Origin of the sequence: Pseudomonas sp. BGI-2, assembly GCF_004310295.1 — a bacterium.
In the GTDB taxonomy this organism is placed as follows: Bacteria; Pseudomonadota; Gammaproteobacteria; order Pseudomonadales; family Pseudomonadaceae; genus Aquipseudomonas.
This window is the reverse complement of sequence record NZ_SISB01000018.1, coordinates 71,718-90,698: the sequence shown is the minus strand read 5'-3', so window position 1 is coordinate 90,698 and position 18,981 is coordinate 71,718. Positions and strand designations below refer to the sequence as shown.

The 18,981-nt window shown below is 59.3% G+C and carries 13 protein-coding genes; 5 read left to right on the top strand and 8 right to left on the bottom strand.

The window, feature by feature from the left end; all coding sequences use genetic code 11:
• The first annotated feature begins 185 nt into the window (after positions 1-185).
• Positions 186-1,607: an amino acid permease gene (locus tag EYC95_RS14270; protein WP_131060924.1), complete on the top strand. Its 1,422-nt coding sequence runs from the start codon at positions 186-188 to the stop codon at positions 1,605-1,607.
• Between the two features lie 179 nt (positions 1,608-1,786).
• On the opposite strand, the gene EYC95_RS14265 is transcribed toward EYC95_RS14270, so the two are convergent.
• Positions 1,787-2,914 carry an OpgC family protein gene (locus EYC95_RS14265; RefSeq protein ID WP_131060923.1) on the bottom strand — a complete coding sequence of 376 codons (1,128 nt, stop codon included), beginning with the start codon at positions 2,912-2,914 and terminating at the stop codon, positions 1,787-1,789.
• Positions 2,915-3,163: 249 nt separating this feature from the next.
• Between EYC95_RS14265 and EYC95_RS14260 the strand changes: the two genes are divergently transcribed.
• Both EYC95_RS14260 and EYC95_RS14255 read left to right on the top strand, forming a co-directional pair.
• Positions 3,164-4,669, top strand: a complete 1,506-nt coding sequence (locus tag EYC95_RS14260; protein ID WP_131060922.1) for a glucosyltransferase domain-containing protein — start codon at positions 3,164-3,166, stop codon at positions 4,667-4,669.
• Positions 4,670-4,788: 119 nt separating this feature from the next.
• Positions 4,789-5,163, top strand: a complete 375-nt coding sequence (locus EYC95_RS14255) for a GtrA family protein (RefSeq protein WP_131060921.1) — start codon at positions 4,789-4,791, stop codon at positions 5,161-5,163.
• 50 nt (positions 5,164-5,213) lie between these two features.
• Here the strand turns inward: EYC95_RS14255 and EYC95_RS14250 are convergent, their stop codons facing one another.
• Complete coding sequence (locus tag EYC95_RS14250) at positions 5,214-6,833, bottom strand: FMN-binding glutamate synthase family protein (protein WP_131060920.1); 1,620 nt, start codon at positions 6,831-6,833, stop codon at positions 5,214-5,216.
• A gap of 151 nt (positions 6,834-6,984) precedes the next feature.
• Positions 6,985-7,785 carry a helix-turn-helix transcriptional regulator gene (locus tag EYC95_RS14245; RefSeq protein ID WP_131060919.1) on the bottom strand — a complete coding sequence of 267 codons (801 nt, stop codon included), beginning with the start codon at positions 7,783-7,785 and terminating at the stop codon, positions 6,985-6,987.
• Between the two features lie 124 nt (positions 7,786-7,909).
• Here EYC95_RS14245 and EYC95_RS14240 point away from each other — a divergent pair, with 124 nt between their 5' ends.
• Together EYC95_RS14240 and EYC95_RS14235 are read left to right on the top strand one after the other, a co-directional pair.
• Entirely contained in the window at positions 7,910-8,731 is an 822-nt protein-coding gene (locus tag EYC95_RS14240) for a carbon-nitrogen hydrolase family protein (protein WP_131060918.1), read from the top strand.
• A gap of 183 nt (positions 8,732-8,914) precedes the next feature.
• Positions 8,915-10,240 (top strand): APC family permease, encoded by a 1,326-nt coding sequence (locus EYC95_RS14235; protein ID WP_131060917.1) that lies wholly within the window; start codon positions 8,915-8,917, stop codon positions 10,238-10,240.
• 184 nt (positions 10,241-10,424) lie between these two features.
• Here the strand turns inward: EYC95_RS14235 and EYC95_RS14230 are convergent, their stop codons facing one another.
• The 5 genes from EYC95_RS14230 to EYC95_RS14210 are packed head-to-tail and all read right to left on the bottom strand — an operon-like array spanning position 10,425 to position 18,814.
• A complete protein-coding gene (locus EYC95_RS14230) occupies positions 10,425-11,831 on the bottom strand; it encodes an ATP-binding protein (protein ID WP_131060916.1) in 1,407 nt (468 codons plus the stop codon).
• Positions 11,828-13,639 carry a DAHL domain-containing protein gene (locus EYC95_RS14225; protein WP_131060915.1) on the bottom strand — a complete coding sequence of 604 codons (1,812 nt, stop codon included), beginning with the start codon at positions 13,637-13,639 and terminating at the stop codon, positions 11,828-11,830. Before EYC95_RS14225 ends, EYC95_RS14230 begins: the two co-directional genes overlap by 4 nt.
• Positions 13,636-14,595: a cytochrome-c peroxidase gene (locus EYC95_RS14220; protein WP_131060914.1), complete on the bottom strand. Its 960-nt coding sequence runs from the start codon at positions 14,593-14,595 to the stop codon at positions 13,636-13,638. Before EYC95_RS14220 ends, EYC95_RS14225 begins: the two co-directional genes overlap by 4 nt.
• A 44-nt stretch (positions 14,596-14,639) precedes the next feature.
• Positions 14,640-16,514, bottom strand: a complete 1,875-nt coding sequence (locus EYC95_RS14215; protein WP_131060913.1) for a bifunctional diguanylate cyclase/phosphodiesterase — start codon at positions 16,512-16,514, stop codon at positions 14,640-14,642.
• Positions 16,511-18,814, bottom strand: coding sequence for an EAL domain-containing protein (locus EYC95_RS14210; RefSeq protein WP_131060912.1), 2,304 nt, complete (start codon positions 18,812-18,814; stop codon positions 16,511-16,513). Before EYC95_RS14210 ends, EYC95_RS14215 begins: the two co-directional genes overlap by 4 nt.
• Positions 18,815-18,981 lie beyond the last annotated feature (167 nt).

Below are 18,981 nucleotides of genomic sequence, written 5' to 3'. Positions count from 1 at the left end.
TGGTTTATAGAGTGAAAAATCCTGTACGAAGCTTTTTATACTGCACGCCCCGCTGATCTTGCAGGTTTGTCCTGCAAGACGGGTTTGCTCACGAAGCAGGCCCGGTTTCTCAGAAGCAATGGCTTACCGGTCAGCGCTTTGTTACTCGGTGGTCATATCCAATAACAAGACGAGGTTGTATCCCTATGCCAGTCGGCAATCACCTGCCCCACGGCGAGACCGCTCAGGGCGGCCCGCTTAAACGCGAACTCGGCGAACGGCATATTCGCTTGATGGCGCTCGGCGCCTGTATCGGTGTCGGTCTGTTCCTCGGTTCGGCCAAGGCCATCGAAATGGCCGGCCCCGCCATCATGCTGTCCTACATCATCGGCGGTCTGGCGATACTGGTAATCATGCGCGCCCTCGGCGAGATGGCCGTGCACAACCCGGTCGCCGGCTCCTTCAGCCGTTACGCCCAAGACTACCTCGGCCCCTTGGCGGGCTTCCTGACCGGCTGGAACTACTGGTTCCTGTGGCTGGTGACCTGTGTCGCGGAAATCACTGCGGTGGCGGTGTACATGGGCGTCTGGTTCCCCGATGTGCCGCGCTGGATCTGGGCACTCGCCGCGTTGATCAGCATGGGTTCGATCAACCTGATTGCGGTGAAAGCCTTCGGTGAATTCGAGTTCTGGTTCGCTCTGATCAAGATCGTCACCATCATCGCGATGGTGGTCGGCGGCATCGGCGTGATCGCATTCGGCTTCGGCAACGACGGCGTGGCGCTGGGGATTTCCAATCTCTGGGCCCACGGCGGCTTCATGCCCAACGGCGTGCAAGGCGTGTTGATGTCCCTGCAAATGGTGATGTTTGCCTACCTCGGCGTCGAGATGATCGGCCTGACTGCCGGTGAAGCGAAGAACCCGCAGAAGACCATTCCTAACGCGATCGGCTCGGTGTTCTGGCGGATTCTGCTGTTCTACGTCGGCGCGTTGTTCGTGATCCTGTCGATCTACCCGTGGAACGAAATCGGCACTCAGGGCAGTCCGTTCGTGATGACCTTCGAACGCCTGGGCATCAAGACCGCGGCCGGCATCATCAACTTCGTGGTGATCACCGCTGCGCTGTCGTCGTGCAACGGTGGCATTTTCAGCACCGGGCGCATGCTCTACAGCCTGGCGCAGAATGGCCAGGCCCCGGCCGGTTTCGCCAAGACCTCGAACAACGGCGTGCCACGTCGTGCGCTGCTGCTGTCGATCGGCGCGTTGTTGTTGGGCGTGTTGCTCAACTACCTGGTGCCTGAAAAAGTCTTCGTCTGGGTGACGGCGATTGCCACCTTCGGCGCGATCTGGACTTGGGTGATGATCCTGCTGGCCCAGCTCAGGTTCCGCAAAGGCCTGAGTGCCAGCGAACGTGCCGGCTTGAAGTACAAAATGTGGCTGTACCCGGTCAGCTCGTATCTGGCGCTGGCGTTCCTGGTGCTGGTGGTCGGCCTGATGGCGTACTTCCCGGACACCCGCGTGGCGCTGTATGTCGGCCCGGCGTTCCTGGTATTGCTGACTGTGGTGTTCTACGTGTTCAAGCTGCAACCGACCAATGTGTCGCAAGGTGCGGTGCGCTCGGCTTCGTAAAGTCGTCACGCCTGAAACGCAAAAGCCCCGGTCCATTGGCCGGGGCTTTGTTGGCTGACGAAATTACCTGTGGCGAGCGAGCTTGCTCGCGCGGGCACGTAGCGGCCCTGAAAACTTACGACTGCTTCGCAGCCGAGCGCGAGCAAGCTCGCTCGCTCGCCACAAAGGCTTGGTGTGCCTCAGTTGACCGGCACCGTTTGAATCGGTGCGGTCAGGCGTTTGTTGAAATCCAGCCAAACCCCCAGCAACCCCATCAACCCGGCCCCCACCAACGCTGTGAAGATTTGCATGGCAAACGCATCATCGGTCAAGGCATTGACCATGTCCGCCAACGGCGCGAGCAACACTCCAAGGCAAAACACTTCCAGCGAGTAACGCCCCATGCGACTGCATTGCTGTGCCAGCCAGTTCTGCGTCCAGCCAGTGTCCGGCAACAGTTTCGCCGTGACATACGCCAGCGCCAGAAAGTGCAGCAGGCGCACCGGCGACAGGTCGGTCTTGCTGATCGGGTACAGCAAGTTGCTCAGGGTGGCCGGTACCATCGAATCATGCAGTTGCGGCCACCGCCATAATACGGTCAGCACCCCGGCAACGCCGGCGTACAACGCCGCACTCACAAACAAAGGCTGGCGCAGCAAGGGGCGCCTGTCGCGCAAGCCTGGGCGCTGCGCGTGAATCGCAGCGGCACCGCCGAGTACGAACAATAGTTGCCAGGCGACGGGGTTGAAGTACCACACGCCGTCCTTGATGGCAGCCAGATTCCAGCCGAACAACGGCACCGTCAGGTACACCGCAAACGACATCGCCACCACCACCCATGGCTTGCGCACAAATATCGGCAGCACCAGCGGCAAGCCTGCCAGCAGCACGATGTAGAGCGGCAACGGATCCATCAGGTTCGGTTTGAAGCGCAACAGTAACTCATCGATCAAGGCTTGCTGCGGATTGCTGATGAAGTGGTGCATGCCCATCTCCTCCACCAGATCTCGGGTTTCCACGTGGCTGTTGGCGAAGAACACGATGCCCATCAGCATCGCCAGCAGAAAAATATGCACCACATACAGTACCCAGGCACGACGCAGGATTTTTACGCAGGCAATCAAGTAACCGTCGCGGGCAAGGATCTTGCCGTAGGCCAGAACGGCGGCGTAGCCGGCGAGGAACACGAAGATTTCGGCGGCATCACTGAAACCGAAGTTACGCAGGGTGATCTGACCCAACGGGTTGTGGGGCACGTGATCCCAGAAAATGAAGATCAGTGCCAGGCCACGGAAAAAGTCGATCCGGTGATCGCGTTCAGTCGTCATGGCTGCGGGCTCTTGAACGGGTTTTGAAGCAGGAGCGCCGGCGACACAAAAGGTTGCGCGCCGCACATTGGCGGCGCGCAGGGTGCAGGGATTCGCCGGCAATTGCAAAGTGCGGATATTACGGAATGTCTCAGTGCATCGCTGAGGGAGCAACCGCTTGTCTAAAAGCTGCGCAGGTCGGCGATCTCTGACTACCGTCGAGATTCAAAGCTTTATCGATTGAAGGCGAAATTCCCAAGAGGCGCCGGCATGCGGATCAGCGAATGGCTCGACAAAGAGCTCACAGGCCGTCAGGTCTGGTTGATGTTTTTTTTTGCGACGCTGATTTACATCCTGCCGTTGATCCTCGCGGATTTTCCCTACATCGATGACAACTGGCGTGCCCTGGCCGCCGGTACTGGTTGGGCAGGGGAGGGTCGGTTGTTCGCACAGTGGTTCTACAACCTGCTGACCTTCAGCAGTGCTGCGCCGAACATCTTCCCGTTACCGCTGTTGATCGCCACGCTGGCGATGAGTACGACCCTGACCCGACTGACGTTCCACTACTTCCCCGAGCCGACATTTGCCCATTGCCTGGTGGTGCTGCCGCTTTGGTACAACCCGTTTTTCCTGCAAAACCTGTCGTATCAATACGACGGACCGACCATGGCGCTGAGCCTGGTGGCGGTGATCTATGCGATCACCTTTCAAAGCCCCTCGCGCGTCCAACGACTGCTGATACCTGCCGCGCTGATTGCATTGGCCATCGGGCTTTATCAGGTCAGCTTCAATGTGCTTCTCGGGCTCTGTTGCCTGGAGCTGTTGCGGGGGGCGGACGACAAATTGCCATGGCCCGCGTTTTACCGATTGATAGGCTACAAAGTGGCGCAGGTGGGGCTGGCGGGGTTGATCTATTTCGCCACGGCCTATTCCTTCATGACTCAGGGCCGTACTGCGTTGTTGAACGGGGCAGCGGCACCGTTGCAGCAAATTGAAACCAATGCGGGCCGGGTGCTGGAAAAAATCGTGTTGCTGTTCCATGGCGGGTTTGCCTGGATGTTCGCTGTGCTGTTGCTGTGCGCCATTGTCGGTGCCGTGCGTGTAGGGCAACGCGTACTGGAGCGTGAGGACAGAGGCCTGAACAAAACCGTGATCGGCCTGCTGTGCCTGTTGATCTTGCCCGTCCTGATGGTGCTGGTGCCGGGGGCTTCATTGTTTTTCCGCGACTTCAATGAAGGCGCCCGCACCTTGATGGGCTTTGCAGTCGTGCTGGTGCTGCTGTTCTACCTGAGCCATCGGGCGCTGGCGCCGGTGCATGGAAAGCTGCCGTTGCTGTTGCTGGTTCCGCTGTTGGCGATGCTTTCGCTTTCCTTCGCTTATGGGCGGGTGCTGACGTTACAAAAAACCTTCGCGACCCAAGCGTTGTATGCCTTGAGTGCCGACATTGCTTCCCGCCCGGCGTTGCGCGATGCCAAGCGTATTTACATGTCGGTGACGTATTCCGATCACTGGTTGGTGAGTGCCGCCGGCTCGTTCAAGCAGATGCCGGTTTTGCATTACCTGCTGAACATCGACTTTTACATGCTCGCTGAAAACCTGCCCAAAGCAGGCATTACCAATGTGGTCAGGGAAAAGGAACGGCGCAACGCCACGCTGGTGGGTTATCAGGGTTATCCACCGCTGGTGGACAGTCTGTTCTATCGGGTTTATCTGCTGGGGGATTACGGCTTTATCGTCATGAAAGAACCCGCCCGTATTCCCTCTCTCCAGTGGTGAACCCCGTGCCCATTGGTCTGGAATGCCGCGCTACCTGTTAGTTCTTACAGTAGACACACACCTGCCCCCGACTTTAGGTTTGAAACCTACCTGAAACGGGAACAGTTCAAGGAACGAACATGAAAGCCTTATGGAAAGCACTCTCCACTTACGCGGTCGTTGGCGTGGCCAATACGCTGATTCATTGGCAGATATTTTACGTACTGACTACCGCGGCCGAGTTTAGCCAGGCCTCCAGTAATTTTTCGGCGTTTTGTGTGGCAGCAACGTTCTCATTCTATGTGCATGCGCTTTACACGTTTGAGGCCGGGGCGTCGGTGGTTCGTTATCTGATCTATGTGTTCTTTATGGGGGTAATGAGTTTTGTGGTCGGACATTACGCCGATGTCTGGAAAATCCACGGGTTGGTGACCGTCGCGTCGTTCTCGCTGTTGAGTCTGATCTGCGGGTTCTTCTTTTCCAGATTTGTCCTGTCTGGCGAGCGCGAAGCGTGAAGGTGTCGCTGATGCCAGCCTCTCCATAAGGCTGGCATGCAGAGCAATCCTTACGCAGCAATCACCTCGTTGGGCTCAAAACTGTCCGCCCGCGCCATCTGCCACATCCGCGAGTAAAACTCGCCATTCACCTCACCCGTCAGCAACTCCCCTGGTTTCAAGAACACGTGCAGCTGCGAGAACAGCTTGATCTCGGTTGCCGACATGCGCCGCACCAGATGCTTGGCCGACAGCTGTGAAGGATGGTCAAGACCGGCGGCCGCGAGCATTTCCGCCAAGGCCTTGAGCGTGTTGCGGTGAAAGTTGAAGACGCGCTGGGCCTTGTCCGGGACCACCAGCGCACGCTGGCGCAGGGTGTCCTGAGTGGCGACGCCGGTCGGGCATTTGTTGGTGTGGCAGCTTTGCGACTGAATGCAGCCGATGGCAAACATGAAGCCGCGCGCCGAGTTGGCCCAGTCGGCGCCGATGGCCAGGACGCTGGCGATGTCGAAGGCGCTGACGATCTTGCCGCTGGCGCCGAGTTTGATTTTGTCCCGCAGGTTCAGGCCTACCAACGTGTTGTGCACGAACAGCAGACCTTCGCGCATCGGCACGCCGATGTGGTCGGTGAACTCCACGGGTGCCGCGCCTGTCCCGCCTTCCTTGCCGTCGACGACGATGAAGTCCGGGAGAATGCCGGTTTCCAGCATGGCCTTGGCGATGCCCATGAATTCCCATGGGTGGCCGAGGCAGAACTTGAAGCCCACCGGTTTGCCGCCGGACAGTTCACGCAACTGCTGGATGAAGTGCATCAGTTCGATCGGCGTGGAAAACGCGCTGTGCCGCGACGGCGAGATGCAGTCTTCACCCATCAGGATGCCGCGGGTTTCGGCGATTTCCTTGGTGACCTTGTGCTTGGGCAGTATGCCGCCGTGACCGGGTTTGGCGCCCTGGCTCATTTTGATTTCGATCATCCGCACTTGCGGCGTTTGCGCCTGGGCGGCGAAGCGCTCCGGGTCGAAGCGTCCGTCAGGGGTGCGGCAACCGAAGTAGCCGCTGCCGAGTTCCCAGGTCAGGTCGCCGCCGTTTTCCCGGTGATAAGCGCTGATGCTGCCTTCGCCCGTGTCATGGGCGAAGTTGCCGAGTTTGGCGCCCTGATTCAACGCGCGAATGGCGTTGGCGCTGAGCGAGCCGAAGCTCATGGCCGAGATGTTGAACACCGAGGCCGAGTACGGCTGGGTGCATTGCGGTCCGCCAACGATGACGCGAAAAGCACTCGGATCGCTCAATGGAGCGGGGCGCATCGAGTGGCCGATGAATTCGAAACCCGATTGGTACACATCGATCAGCGTGCCGAAGGGTTTGTCGGCGCTTTCATTCTTGGCCCGGGAATAGACCAGCGAGCGCTGGGCCCGGGAGAAGGGCAGGGCGTCGCTGTCGGATTCGAGCAGGTACTGGCGGATCTCTGGGCGAATGCCCTCCACCAGATAGCGGATGTTGCCCAGGATCGGGTAGTTGCGACGCACCGCGTGAGGGCTTTGCAGCAGGTCGAACAGGCCCACGAGGCTCAAGACACCGGTCACGGCGGTGATCGGCCAGAGCCAGTCGTGTTCCAGGAAGGGCAGGCTGGCGAGGGTGAATATCACGCAAGCGGCAAAGAAGGCGTAGCGGCTCAGGAGTGACAGGCTCATACGGGTTCCTTGGGTTCGGTCTCGGTTAGCAGGTACACACGGACCCTGTAGGAGCGAAGCTTGCTCGCGAAGAGGCCATCACATTCAACATTGATATTGGCTGACACACCGCTTTCGCGAGCAAGCTTCGCTCCTACAGGACCGTGCCATGTCAGGCATTCTGCGCCTGGAGGAATATCGAAAACAGCTCGGACTGGGATTTGATCCCCAGCTTGCTGTACATGTGTTTCTTATGGACTTTCACGGTTTCAGCAGAGATTTCCAGCTTACGGGCGATTTCTTTACTGGAGCAACCGCTGAGCATCAATCGGCCGACATCCAGTTCCCGGGCGGTCAATTGCGCACCCTTGAGTTGTTGCACCGAAGCCTCCAGCTGAACGCGCCAGTCGCCCTTGACCGGCGCCGGCGCGAGGGCCACGGCTTCGTTGATTTCGTAGGGCAGGCGCTGGCGCAACAGGCCGAGCACCCAGGGCTGGATCAGCGACAGCAAGGCAATCTGCTGGCCGCTGAAACGCTGCTTGCTGCCCAACGACAGGCACAGCGTGCGGTCGCCTTCGAGCTGGCAATTGAACTGGATTTCATCGGCCACCACATTCAGACGAAAGTAGCGTTGGTAATACTCGGTCAGCTCGAAATGCTCCGGCGCCACTTCCGACAGGCGATAGAGCCCGGTGCGCGACTGTTCGCGGCAAGCGATGTAGAACGGGTCGAGCAGGTACAGGCCGCGCAGGTAATCCTGGAACAACTGATCAGGGCTGCCGTCCTCGCCCGGGCATTCGGCGAACACTTGCGGGTGCTGGTCTGCGCTGAAAAGCAGCGCCACCCAGCTGTCGAAGGTCACGTACTGATCCAGCAGGCGCACCAGCTGCGTCCAGAAATTGGGCTTGTCCAGGGCGTCGATCAGTTGCCCGACCGAGCGGTGCCAAGCGATATCGTCTAATGAAAGTGTCATGCCTCTACCCCTATCGGGTTACCCCAGCGGCGTGATTCCCCGGCCGGTGGCTTGCTGCGCATACTGGCGCACAGACACAGACCGGGCAATCTTTCTGCCGCCCGGCCCATAACAAGGACTACCCATGAAAGTCGAACTCGCCCAGTTGGCGGGCCGTGACAACGGCACCGCGTACAACCTCGAACGGGCCTTGGCCGCCATCGCTGCCTGCCACGTCGATACGCAGCTGATCGTATTTCCGGAAACCCACCTGATGGGCTTTCCGTCCGCCGACACCGTGGCCCAAACCGCCGAACCGCTGGACGGACCGGCGGTCAGCTCCGTCGTGGCGGCTGCCCGCGAGCGCAACATCGCCGTGGGGATCGGCATGGCCGAGAACGACAACGGTCGCTTCTACAACACCACGTTGCTGATTACCCCTGAAGGCATCGCCCTGAAATACCGCAAGACCCACCTTTGGGCGTCGGATCGCGGCGTGTTCGAGGCAGGCGACCGTTACGCCACCTGCGAGTGGAACGGCGTGCGGGTCGGCCTGCTGATTTGCTACGACATCGAATTCCCGGAAACCGCCCGTGCCCTGGCGCAACTGGGCGCTGAATTGCTGATCGTCACCAACGGCAACATGGACCCTTACGGCCCGACTCACCGCACCGCGATCATGGCGCGGGCCCAGGAAAACCAGGCGTTTGCGCTGATGGTCAACCGGGTGGAAGAGAGCGATGACGGGTTGGTGTTTGCCGGTGGCAGTGCGCTCGTCGATCCGTTTGGCACCTTGTTGTTCGAGGCCGGGCGGGAGGAAGGGCAGTTTGCGGTTGAGCTGGATTTCAGCCGGTTGGAGGCGGCACGCAAGGACTATCGGTATCTGGATGATCAACGGCTGAAGTTGCCGGGTGAGATTGTCGAGCGGGCTTCTGGCGTGCGGGAGTTGCTGATTCCTTCGCGCTGACCACCGATCGTTCCCACGCTCTGCGTGGGAATGCATCAACGGACGCTCTGCGTCCGCTTTTGGGACGCGGAGCGTCCCCGGCTGCATTCCCACGCGGAGCATGGGAACGATCAGGCAACACCCGAAATTTTTGCGCCGAACTCGGCTCTGCCCATAAATCTAATAAATTCGGAGTAGTCGCTCATGGCTCGTTTGCAACGCACCCTGTCATTGGGTTCGGTGGTGCTGTTCGGCATCGCCTACATGACGCCGATCATTGTGCTCGGCACATTTGGCATCCTCGCTCAATCCACCGCCGGCAGGGTCCCGGCCGCTTACCTGGCAGCGCTGGTGGCGATGTTTTTCACCGCCATGAGCTACGGCCGAATGGCCTCGGCGTTCCCCGTCGCAGGCTCGGCCTACAGCTATGTACGCAAGGCCATCAGCCCGAAACTCGGCTTCATCGCCGGTTGGGCGGTGCTACTTGATTACCTGTTCCTGCCCATGGCGATCTGGCTGATCGGCGCCGCCTACCTCAACTCCGCGTTCCCGGCCGTGCCGCAGTGGACCTGGGTGCTGGCGTTCGTTGGCATCACCAGCGCGATCAATATCGTCGGCCTGAAACTGGCCAATGGCATCAACGCCTTGCTGATGCTGGTGCAATTCCTGGTGCTGATTGCCTTCGTCGCGCTGTGCATTCACTACGTCGGTGGCGATGCGAGTACACCGTTGTGGTCGATGAAGCCATTCTTCAACGGCGACATGCAGATGCCGCTGATCATGAGCGGTGCGGCCATTGCTTGTTACTCGTTCCTCGGTTTCGACGCGGTCAGCACCCTGACTGAAGAAACCCGCGATCCGCGCCGCACCATCCCGCGGGCGATCATGTTGATTACCCTGATCGGTGGCCTGATCTTCGTCAGCGTCTCGTACTTTGTGCAGATCGCGCATCCGTCGTTCCAGTTCGACAGCGTCGACTCGGCGGCTTATGAAATCGCCCGCAACATTGGCGGCGACCTGTTCGTGTCGATCTTCCTGATCGGCCTGATCGTCGGCCAGTTCGCCTCGGGCCTGTCGGCTCAGGCCAGCGGTTCGCGTCTGTTGTTCGCCATGGGCCGCGACGGTGTGCTGCCCAAATCGTTCTTCGGCACCTTGCACGAACGCTTTGGCACCCCGGTCAACAGCATCCTGTTGTGCGCCGTGGTGGCCTTGTTGGCACTTAAACTCGACGTCACCACCTCGACCTCGTTCATCAACTTCGGCGCGTTCCTGGCGTTCAGTCTGGTGAACCTGTCGGTGATCTTTCACTACTGGATCGGCGGTGAGAACAAAGGCCTGCGTGAATTCGTGTTGTTCCTGTTGTTCCCGTTCATTGGCCTGGCCGCGGATTTGTGGCTGATGGTCAGCCTCGATCACCGGGCGATTTACCTGGGCCTGAGCTGGCTGGCGATTGGCGTGGTGTACCTGGCGGTGCTGACCGGTGGTTTCCGCCGCCAGCCACCGGAGATGGATTTCCAGGAGACCACCTGACCCCCGGACAATGCATAACCCTGTGGGAGTGAGCTATGTGGTGAGGGGATTTATCCCCGTTGGGCTGCGAAGCGGCCCCGGCATTTCAAAGTCAAACCGCATGCAATGGGTTTACGACTGCTGCGCAGCCGAACGGGGATAAATCTCCTCACCACAAGGCTCACTCCCACATTTATTACGGTATTCAGGCAGAAGGTTTTGTCTGGTGCACGGGTAGCTCGACCCGGAACGTACTCCCTGCACCCACCTCACTGCACACCGAAATATCCCCCCCATGCTTCTTCACAATCCCATAAGACAGAGACAATCCAAGCCCCGTCCCCTGGCCCACCGGCTTGGTGGTGAAGAACGGGTCGAAGATTTTCTGCAGGCTGTCCGGCGCAATTCCCGACCCGGTATCTGCCACTTCAATCCACACCCGTTCACCCTCAAGCCCGGTGCGCAGGGTGATGGTGCCGCGCTGCGGACCCATCGCCTGGGACGCGTTGACGATCAGGTTCATGATCACCTGATTGATTTGCGACGGCAGGCATTCGATGTCGGGCAGCGGCTGATACGCCTTCACCACGTCGGCTTTGTACTTGAGTTCATTGGCGACGATGTTCAGGGTCGATTCGATGCCCTGTTGCAGATTGGTCCACTGCCATTCCTGGTTGGAGTCCACCCGGGAGAAGTCCTTCAGGTCTTTGACGATCTGCCCGACGCGGTTGATGCCTTCCTTGGATTCCTTGATCAGCAACGGAATGTCGTCGCGCAAACATTCCAGTTCAATCCGTTCACGTAACTGCCCAAGCCGTTCGATGACCACGATTGAAGCAATCGCTTCTTCGGCCTCACGATAGGCGTCGAGCATTTCCTGCAGTTGCTTGAAGTAGCCATCAAGGCTGCCGAGGTTGGAGGAAATGAAGCCGATGGGGTTGTTGATTTCATGGGCGACGCCGGCTGCCAATTGCCCCAGTGAGGCGAGTTTTTCCGATTGCACCAGTTGCGATTCAAGCTGTTTGCGCTCGTCGATTTCTCGCTGCAACGCCTCACTGGCCTGTTTGAACTCGGTGGTGCGCTGGTCCACCAGATGCTCCAGGTGGCTCATTTGCACAAACGCGCGCTCGGTCATCTCCCATTTGGTCAGCAGGGTGTTGGCCATCTGCTGGACTTCGATGTTGTCGAACGGTTTTTTCAGGATCAACAAGCGGTCATGGGCCTGGAGCCGGTCCAGCAGTTCATCCCAGGAATAGTCGGAGTACGCGGTACACACCACCACTTGCAGGCGCGGGTCTTCCTGCCACAGGTGTTCGATGGTCTGCGCGCCGTCCCAACCCTCAGGCATGCGCATGTCCACGAACGCGAGGGCGTAGGGGCGGCTTTCCTGCAAGGCCTGAGTGAGTTTGCCCAGGCCTTCCTGGCCGCCATACGCCGAATCCAGTTCGAACAGGGCCGTGGTGGCTTTGACTTCACTGCCAAACAGCGTGGCCTCCATCTCGTCCAGTTCGACGTGCTGCACCGAAACCGGTGTGAGGATCTTGCGAAAGTCATCATGAATCGACGGCGTGTCGTCGATCAGCAGAATGCGCCGGTTCGAAAGTTCACTCATGCCTCCTCCGTGACGGTTTTCAGCGGGATCTGCAGGGTGAACTGCGCACCTTTGCCAGGCCCGTCACTGTGGGCGCTGAGGTGGCCGTTCATTTCGATCGCCGCCAATGCGCAACTGTGCAAACCAAAGCCGTGACCTTCCTTGCGGGTGGTAAACCCGTGGGCAAAGATTCGCGTCATGTTCTCCGGCGCGATGCCTTCGCCATCATCCTTGACGCTGATTTGCAGGGTGGCGTCTTCGACGATTTTTACCCCCAGGGTCATTTGTCGCGGACGATTACTGAGGTCGGACATGGCGTATTTTGCATTGCTGATGAGGTTGATCAGGATCAGCAGCAAGCGGTGCTTGTCCCCCATGACCTGCGGCACCTCGTTGTACTCCTTGACCACCGTGACGTGATGCCGGGTCAGGGCGCCGGAGTTCATGCGCAAGGCGTCTTCCAGCAGTTCGCTGATGTGCAGCGGTTCCATCAGGCTGTTGGCGCCGGCGTAGGACTGCTGGGTGGCGACGATGTCCTTGATGTGGTCGACGCTTTTGGTCAGTTGGGCCAGTTCCTCGGTCATGCTTTGCTGTTCGAGGGCAATGGCGTCGACCAATTGATTCAGGTAGCCGGGCAGTAACTTGCCTTTCTCGTCCAGGGTTAAAAAGGTGCCCAGGTCGCCTTGATGTTCGTTGATCAGCTGCATCGCCTTGCCCAGCCCCTGGGCCTTGCTGCTGCGCAGTTTGCGACTGACCAGGTCGGCGGAAATGTTCACGCTGTTGAGCACGTTGCCGACGTTGTGCAGCACATTGGTGGCGATTTCGGCCATGCCGGCCTGGCGCGCGGTGTCCAGCAGTTCGCTCTGAGTATCCTTGAGCTCGCGGGTGCGCTCTTCGACCCGTTTTTCGAGGTCATCATTGGCGGTTTGCAGGGCTTTGTTGACGCGATTGATCACCGTGAAACTGCGCATCAGGTGAATCGCCAGGTACACCAGCAACAGCACCAGCAGCACCGAAAACACCAGCATGTAGAAGTGATAAAGCTGGTCGATCGCGTCGGTGAGCTGCTGATCGTTGTTCAGCAGATCGGTGATGTCGTCCAACCGTTCCGCCACGGGAATGGCCTCGATGTTTTCCAGCAACCGGTTGACCACCGGCTGTTCCCGCAGGATCAGCGCGATGTGCTTGTCGAGAATATCCAGCGGACTGTGGAATTGCTCCGGCAGTCGCAGTTTATTCACTTTCAGTTTGCTCAGGCCCACCAGAATTTCGGCGGCCTTGTCGTCAGAGGTGACCATGGCGAACTCCATGGTGCTCAGTACCAGGTCATACGTGTCGTTGGCGATGTTTTGCAGTTGCAGTTTGTCTCCGTCCTGCAACTGGGCGAGGGGTTCCTGAATGTCGTCCTCGGCGGTCGGCAGAAACGCCAGTGAGTTGCGCAACACGGCATTGTGCGACTTGAACTGTTCCACCAGTCGGGTCTTTTCCTCGATGGCGCTCAGGTACGCATCATGGCTGGTGAGCCAAACGGGCGAGTCGTTGCGGCCGTGATTCGACTCCATCGTGTCGAACCGCTCCCACAGTTTCGTCATCTCGGTCAGCGGTGCGACCAGCGGATCGTAGTTATGGTTGATGGCAATCCTGGTCTTGAGGATTTCCGTTTCCCATTGCGCGTTCAGCTGTTTCATCCGGGAAACCAGATCCCGGGATTCGGTGTAGGTCGACGTCTGGTTCGAACTGGATTTGAGGTACAGAAACAGCAGTATCGAGGCCAGTATCAGGGCCACGATACCGAGGAGCGCCAGGCTGCGTCGGCGGGACATTTTCATAACGGTTTGCCCTCCCATTCACCGGTCAGGGTCTTGAGGAATTGGATGATCAGCACCTTGTCCTCTGCGGAGGGGATGCGCCCCAGCTGAAACGTGAACATCACGTCCACGGCCTCTTCGAGGGTTTTGGCCGAACCGTCGTGAAAGTACGGCGCGGTCACCGCAACGTTACGCAGGCTCGGGACCTTGAACACATTGCGGTCCTCTTCGTCCTTGGTCACCAGGTAGCGGCCCAGGTCGGTTTCAGTCGAGTTGCCTCGCGTCTTGAAGTAATCGCCCATCACCCCGAACTTCTGGAACATGTTGCCGCCGATGTTGACCCCTTGATGGCAGGTGATGCAGCCGTAGTCCTTGAAGCGTTGATAACCGTATTTCTCCTCGCGGGTGAGAATGTCGGTGTCGCCCAGCAGGTATTGGTCGAAACGCGAGTTGGCGCTGATCAGCGTGCGCTCGTAGGTGGCCAGGGCGTTTTGCACATTGTTCATGGTCACGCCGTCCGGGTAGGCGTCGCCGAACGCGGTTTCATAAGCCGGATCGGCAGACAGCGTTTGCACCACGAGTTCCCAGTTGCTGCCCATTTCACTGGGGCTCTGCACCACGGTGTGGATTTGGGTTTCCAGGGTGTCGGCGCGACCGTTCCAGAACTGCCGGAAGTTCAGGCTGGCGTTGAACACGCTGGGGGTGTGGATGGCGATTGGATGGCCGTTGAAGCCGATGGAAAACGCCTTGTTGTCGGCACCGCCGCTCTCCAGTCGGTGGCAGCTGGCGCAGGACAGGCTGCTGTTGACCGACAAACGTGGTTCATTGAACAACTGGCGACCCAATTCGACCCGCAGAGGATTTTGCTGTGGGACGGCCGGCAGCGGTTTGAGCGGCTCGTTCAGTGGTGCACCGCTGGCGATCAAACAAAACCCGAGCAAGGGCAGCAGAAGAAGACGATAGGAGGATGGCGACATCTGATGATTCCTTGGCTGATGGCCCGTGTGTCGCTGCTTATCGGTCATGTGGCGGCAGGAGGAGGGGATTTCACCGACGTCAGGTATTGCACAAAGTCATCCGGCGCCACGGCTTTGCTGAAGTAGTAACCCTGGCCTTCCTCGCACTGATGGGCCTTGAGGAAATCCAGCTGTTCGAGGGTTTCCACCCCTTCGGCGATGATGGTCAGCTTGAGGCTCTTGCCCAGGCTGATGATGGCGCTGACCAGCGCCGCGTCGTTGCTGTCACGGCTCAGGCCGCGAATGAACGACTGATCGATTTTCAGCACGTCGATGGGAAAACGCCGCAGGTAACTCAGGCTGGAATAACCGGTGCCGAAGTCGTCAATGGCCAGTCGCACCCCCATTGCCTTGATCCGGTTCAGGGCGGTGACCGTGGCATCGATGTTTTGCATCAGCACGCCTTCGGTGATTTCCAGCTCCAGCAGGGACGGGTCCAGACCGGTTTGTTCGAGGACCTGTTCAATGCCTTCGACAAAGCCTCGCTGACGGAAATCGATGGCCGACACATTCACCGACATGCACAGCTTCGGCAGCCCGGCTGCCTGCCAGGCGCAGGCTTGTCCACAGGCCTGGGCCAGCACCCATTTGCTCAACGGCACGATCAAGCCGCTGTCTTCGGCCACCCCAATGAAATCCGACGGATAAACCCAGCCGTGCCCCGGTTTCTGCCAGCGAATCAAGGCCTCTGCACCGACCACCTCGCCGGTGCTCAGGTCCAGTTTTGGCTGGTAATGCAGGACAAATTCGTCCCGCTCCAGTGCCAGGCGAATACCTGATTCGATGCTCTGCTGATCCCGGGCGCGCTGGTTCATCTCGTCGATGAAAAAGCGGAAGTCATTGGGGCCGCTTTCTTTGACGTTGCGCATCGCGGTTTCGGCTTTCTTGATCAGTGCGATGGCATCGAAGCCGTCATCGGGGTAGATGCTGATGCCCAGGCTGGCGGTCACGCTCAGGTCATGGCCGGCGATGTGCTGGGGCGTGCAGATGGCGTTCAAGAGTTTTTCGGCGATGCCTTTGGTCTGTTGGGGATGGCGGATATCGGCGAGGATCACCACGAATTCGTCAGCGCCGTAGCGAAACACCGAATCGGACTCGCGCACCGTGGACACCAGGCTATGCCCGACCCGTTTGAGCATCTCGTCACCGGCCGGATGGCCCAAGGCATTATTGATGCGCTTGAAGCGATCAAGACCCAGAAACATCACCGCCAGTTGCTTGTCATGGCGGCGCGACAACGCCAGCGACTGGTTCAGCCGATCACCGAGCAGCGTGCTGTTGGGCAGATCGGTCAATACGTCGTATTGCAACAGGTGAGACACCTTGAGCAGTTCGTGGACCCGCGCCTCGATGGTTTGCTCCAGGCTTTGCACTTTCGTCTCCGCGTCGTGCGTCATCTGCCATTTCCAGGTCAGGGCGCTGGCCATCTGACGGATTTCCAGACTGTCGAAGGGCTTTTTCAACACCAGCAACTGGTCGCCGAACTCCAGCCGTTCAGCCATGTCTTCCCAGCTGTAATCCGAAAAAGCGGTGCATAGCGCGATTTGCAGATGCGGGTCGATCTTCCAGAGTTGTTCGATGGTTTCCAGCCCGTCCCAACCTGGCGGCATGCGCATGTCGGTGAACGCCATGGCGTACGGGCGTCCTTCGGACTGGGCACGTTTGACCAGCTCGAGGGCTTCCTGGCCCTGATAGGCGGAATCGAGCTGGAAGGTGAGGCGAGCCCGTTGTTGCGTGCCGAACAACGCCTCTTCGGTGCCGGCCAGGGTCTGTTCACCTTCGGTATCGGGTCCGAGGATCTTGCGAAAGTCCTGATGGATCGAGGGCGTGTCGTCGATGATCAGGATGCGCCGGTTGGTCTGGACGGACGAAGATTTCATTCCTTGTCCTCCGTGGTATGCGGGTTGTCCAGGATCGGTCCGGTGTAGTGACTTGTGGGTATGATGCTGCCGGCTTTGAGCAATTGAGCGGCCTGTTGGCTGCTGACCGCTTTACTGAAGAAGTAACCCTGAGCGTTCATTGGCGAGCCTGTGGCCATCAGCGAACTGCGCTGTTCCTGGGTTTCGACGCCTTCAGCGATGATTCCGATCCCTACCTCTCGAGCGAAATTAATAATCGCGCGCAACGTGTTGGCGCTGGCCGGGTCGCGAGCCGCGGTGTCGATGAAGGCCTGGGCGAGTTTCAGGTGATTGACCTGGTAGGTCTTGAGGTAGTCGAACGAGGAGTATTCGGTGCCGAAGTCGTCGATGGCGATCTTCACCCCCAGCTCCCGCAGGCGCGGCAGCACGTCGTTGTGGGTCCATTTGGTCTGGGCCAGGGTCGCTTCGGTGACATCGAAGCGCAGGTCCCAGGCGCACAGTTCCCAGCGCGCGGTGGTGCGCAGCACGTCATAGATCAGTTCGGGCCCGCTTTTCAGCTGAGCCAGGGACAGCTTGATGGCAATGACCGGCGGCGCCATGCCTTCGTCGCGCCACTGGCGCATTTGCTGGCAGGCGCGATCCAGCACCCAGTGACCGAGGGCGATGATAACGCCGGTTTTTTCCGCGGCCGGCAGGAACGCCGGGGCTTCCAGCAATCCACGCTCGGGGTGATTCCAGCTGACCTGGGCTTCCATGCCGAGGATCTTGCCGCTGCTCAGGTCAACTTCCGGCCAGTAACGGAGTTCGAGTTCTTCATGTTCAATGGCGGTTTTCAGATCGTTGGCGATGGTCATGCGCTCGACCACCTCCTGATTGATCTCCTCGGAATGGAAGTGATACTGGTTGCGGCCCTTTTCCTTGGAGCGATAGAGCGCCATGTCGGCCTGGTTCAGCAGGCCGTCGGCGCTGGTGATGAGCGGCGAGTAGCTGCTGATGCCGATGCTGACCGAAACACGTACGTCATTGCCGGCCAGGGAATAGGGCAGCACCAGCGCATCGCGGACCTTGGCGGCCAGTGCCGCGGAGTGCGTCGGGTCGCTGACGTCCAGTTGCAGGATGGCGAACTCGTCGCCGCCGAGACGGGCGACCACATCGTTTTCGCGTACACAGGCCTTGATGCGCCGGGCGACTTCCTGCAGCAACAGGTCGCCCACCGGATGACCGAGGGTATCGTTGATTCGTTTGAAGTGATCCAGGTCCAGGTAGAACATCGCAAACGGTGTGGCGCCCCGACGCGCGGCGGCGAACGCCTGGTGCAGGCGTTCGATCAGGGTGGCACGGTTGGCCAGCCCCGTGAGCCCGTCGGTGCGGGCCAGCAGGGCGATTTTCTCCTCGGCGACCTTGCGTTCAGTGATGTCGATGATGATGCCTTCAACTTCCAGCAAACGCCCCTCGTCGTCACGCACCGGGATATAGCGGTTTTCGACCCAGCGCCAGGCACCGTCGCCGGTGCGCATCCGGAACTCGATGGACGCGCCCGCCGCATGGCGGTCCAGCACCCGGGCCATGGCCGTGTCGACCTTCGATTGGTCGTCCGGGTGGATCAACTCCTGGGCCCAATTGGCCGAGGCGACCAGGTTCGCCGCGACGTGACCGTATTTGGTGATGTTGTGGGAGATGTACATCAGCGGAAACAACGGTTCGCCCCGCAGGCGATACAGAATGGTCGGGCTGTTCTGCACGATGATATTGGCGTCGGACAGCTCCCGGGTGCGTTCTTCGACGGCCTGTTCCAGCAGCGACATCTTCAGCGCTGCGTCTTCGGTCATTTGCCATTTGGCGGTCAGTGCGCTGGCCATCTGCCGGATTTCGATGGCATCGAAGGGTTTTTTCAGAATCAGCAGGCGATCGCCCAGCTCCAGGCGTTCATCGATGTCTTCCCAGGAATAGTCGGAATAGGCAGTACACAGCGCCACTTGCAGCTTGGGATCGATCTGCCACAGTCGTTCGATGGTTTCAAGACCGTCCCAGCCCGGCGGCATGCGCATGTCGATAAAGGCCATCGCGTAGGGCAGGTCGTTGGCCAACGCTCGCTCGACCTTGCCCAATGCTTCAAGGCCCTGAAATGCCGAATCGAGCATGAAACTTTGCAGTGTTGCCGTCGCTTGAGTCCCGAACAGGGCGTTTTCGGCGCTGATCAGGTCGTTGTCATCGATCGATGGCGGGCTGAGGATCTTGATGAAGTCCGCATGGATCGAAGCGGTGTCGTCGACGATAAGAATCCGACGGTTGGTGCGCGCCAGCAGCGTATTCATAGGCATACGCCGGGAGCGGAGGCGTGGAGCGGTGTGCTCATAGGGGCATCCTTTCCCTGATCACGTGGCAACGGTACAGATAATGGATCCGAGTTAGCAGAGCATAGTCGCCCGCGCAGCACTTCGCCCGGGTGACTGAAACGAATCATTTCCAGGGGGCTTGCTGGAAATCA

Excerpts from the sequence above, each read along its gene's own strand:
- EYC95_RS14225 (WP_131060915.1), bottom strand. The coding sequence starts at position 13,639 with ATGAAAATGTCCCGCCGACGCAGCCTGGCGCTCCTCGGTATCGTGGCC.
- EYC95_RS14240 (WP_131060918.1), top strand. The coding sequence starts at position 7,910 with ATGAAAGTCGAACTCGCCCAGTTGGCGGGCCGTGACAACGGCACCGCG.
- EYC95_RS14210 (WP_131060912.1), bottom strand. The coding sequence starts at position 18,814 with ATGCCTATGAATACGCTGCTGGCGCGCACCAACCGTCGGATTCTTATC.
- EYC95_RS14270 (WP_131060924.1), top strand. The coding sequence starts at position 186 with ATGCCAGTCGGCAATCACCTGCCCCACGGCGAGACCGCTCAGGGCGGC.
- EYC95_RS14250 (WP_131060920.1), bottom strand. The coding sequence starts at position 6,833 with ATGAGCCTGTCACTCCTGAGCCGCTACGCCTTCTTTGCCGCTTGCGTG.
- EYC95_RS14255 (WP_131060921.1), top strand. The coding sequence starts at position 4,789 with ATGAAAGCCTTATGGAAAGCACTCTCCACTTACGCGGTCGTTGGCGTG.
- EYC95_RS14235 (WP_131060917.1), top strand. The coding sequence starts at position 8,915 with ATGGCTCGTTTGCAACGCACCCTGTCATTGGGTTCGGTGGTGCTGTTC.
- EYC95_RS14230 (WP_131060916.1), bottom strand. The coding sequence starts at position 11,831 with ATGAGTGAACTTTCGAACCGGCGCATTCTGCTGATCGACGACACGCCG.
- EYC95_RS14245 (WP_131060919.1), bottom strand. The coding sequence starts at position 7,785 with ATGACACTTTCATTAGACGATATCGCTTGGCACCGCTCGGTCGGGCAA.
- EYC95_RS14220 (WP_131060914.1), bottom strand. The coding sequence starts at position 14,595 with ATGTCGCCATCCTCCTATCGTCTTCTTCTGCTGCCCTTGCTCGGGTTT.
- EYC95_RS14265 (WP_131060923.1), bottom strand. The coding sequence starts at position 2,914 with ATGACGACTGAACGCGATCACCGGATCGACTTTTTCCGTGGCCTGGCA.
- EYC95_RS14215 (WP_131060913.1), bottom strand. The coding sequence starts at position 16,514 with ATGAAATCTTCGTCCGTCCAGACCAACCGGCGCATCCTGATCATCGAC.
- EYC95_RS14260 (WP_131060922.1), top strand. The coding sequence starts at position 3,164 with ATGCGGATCAGCGAATGGCTCGACAAAGAGCTCACAGGCCGTCAGGTC.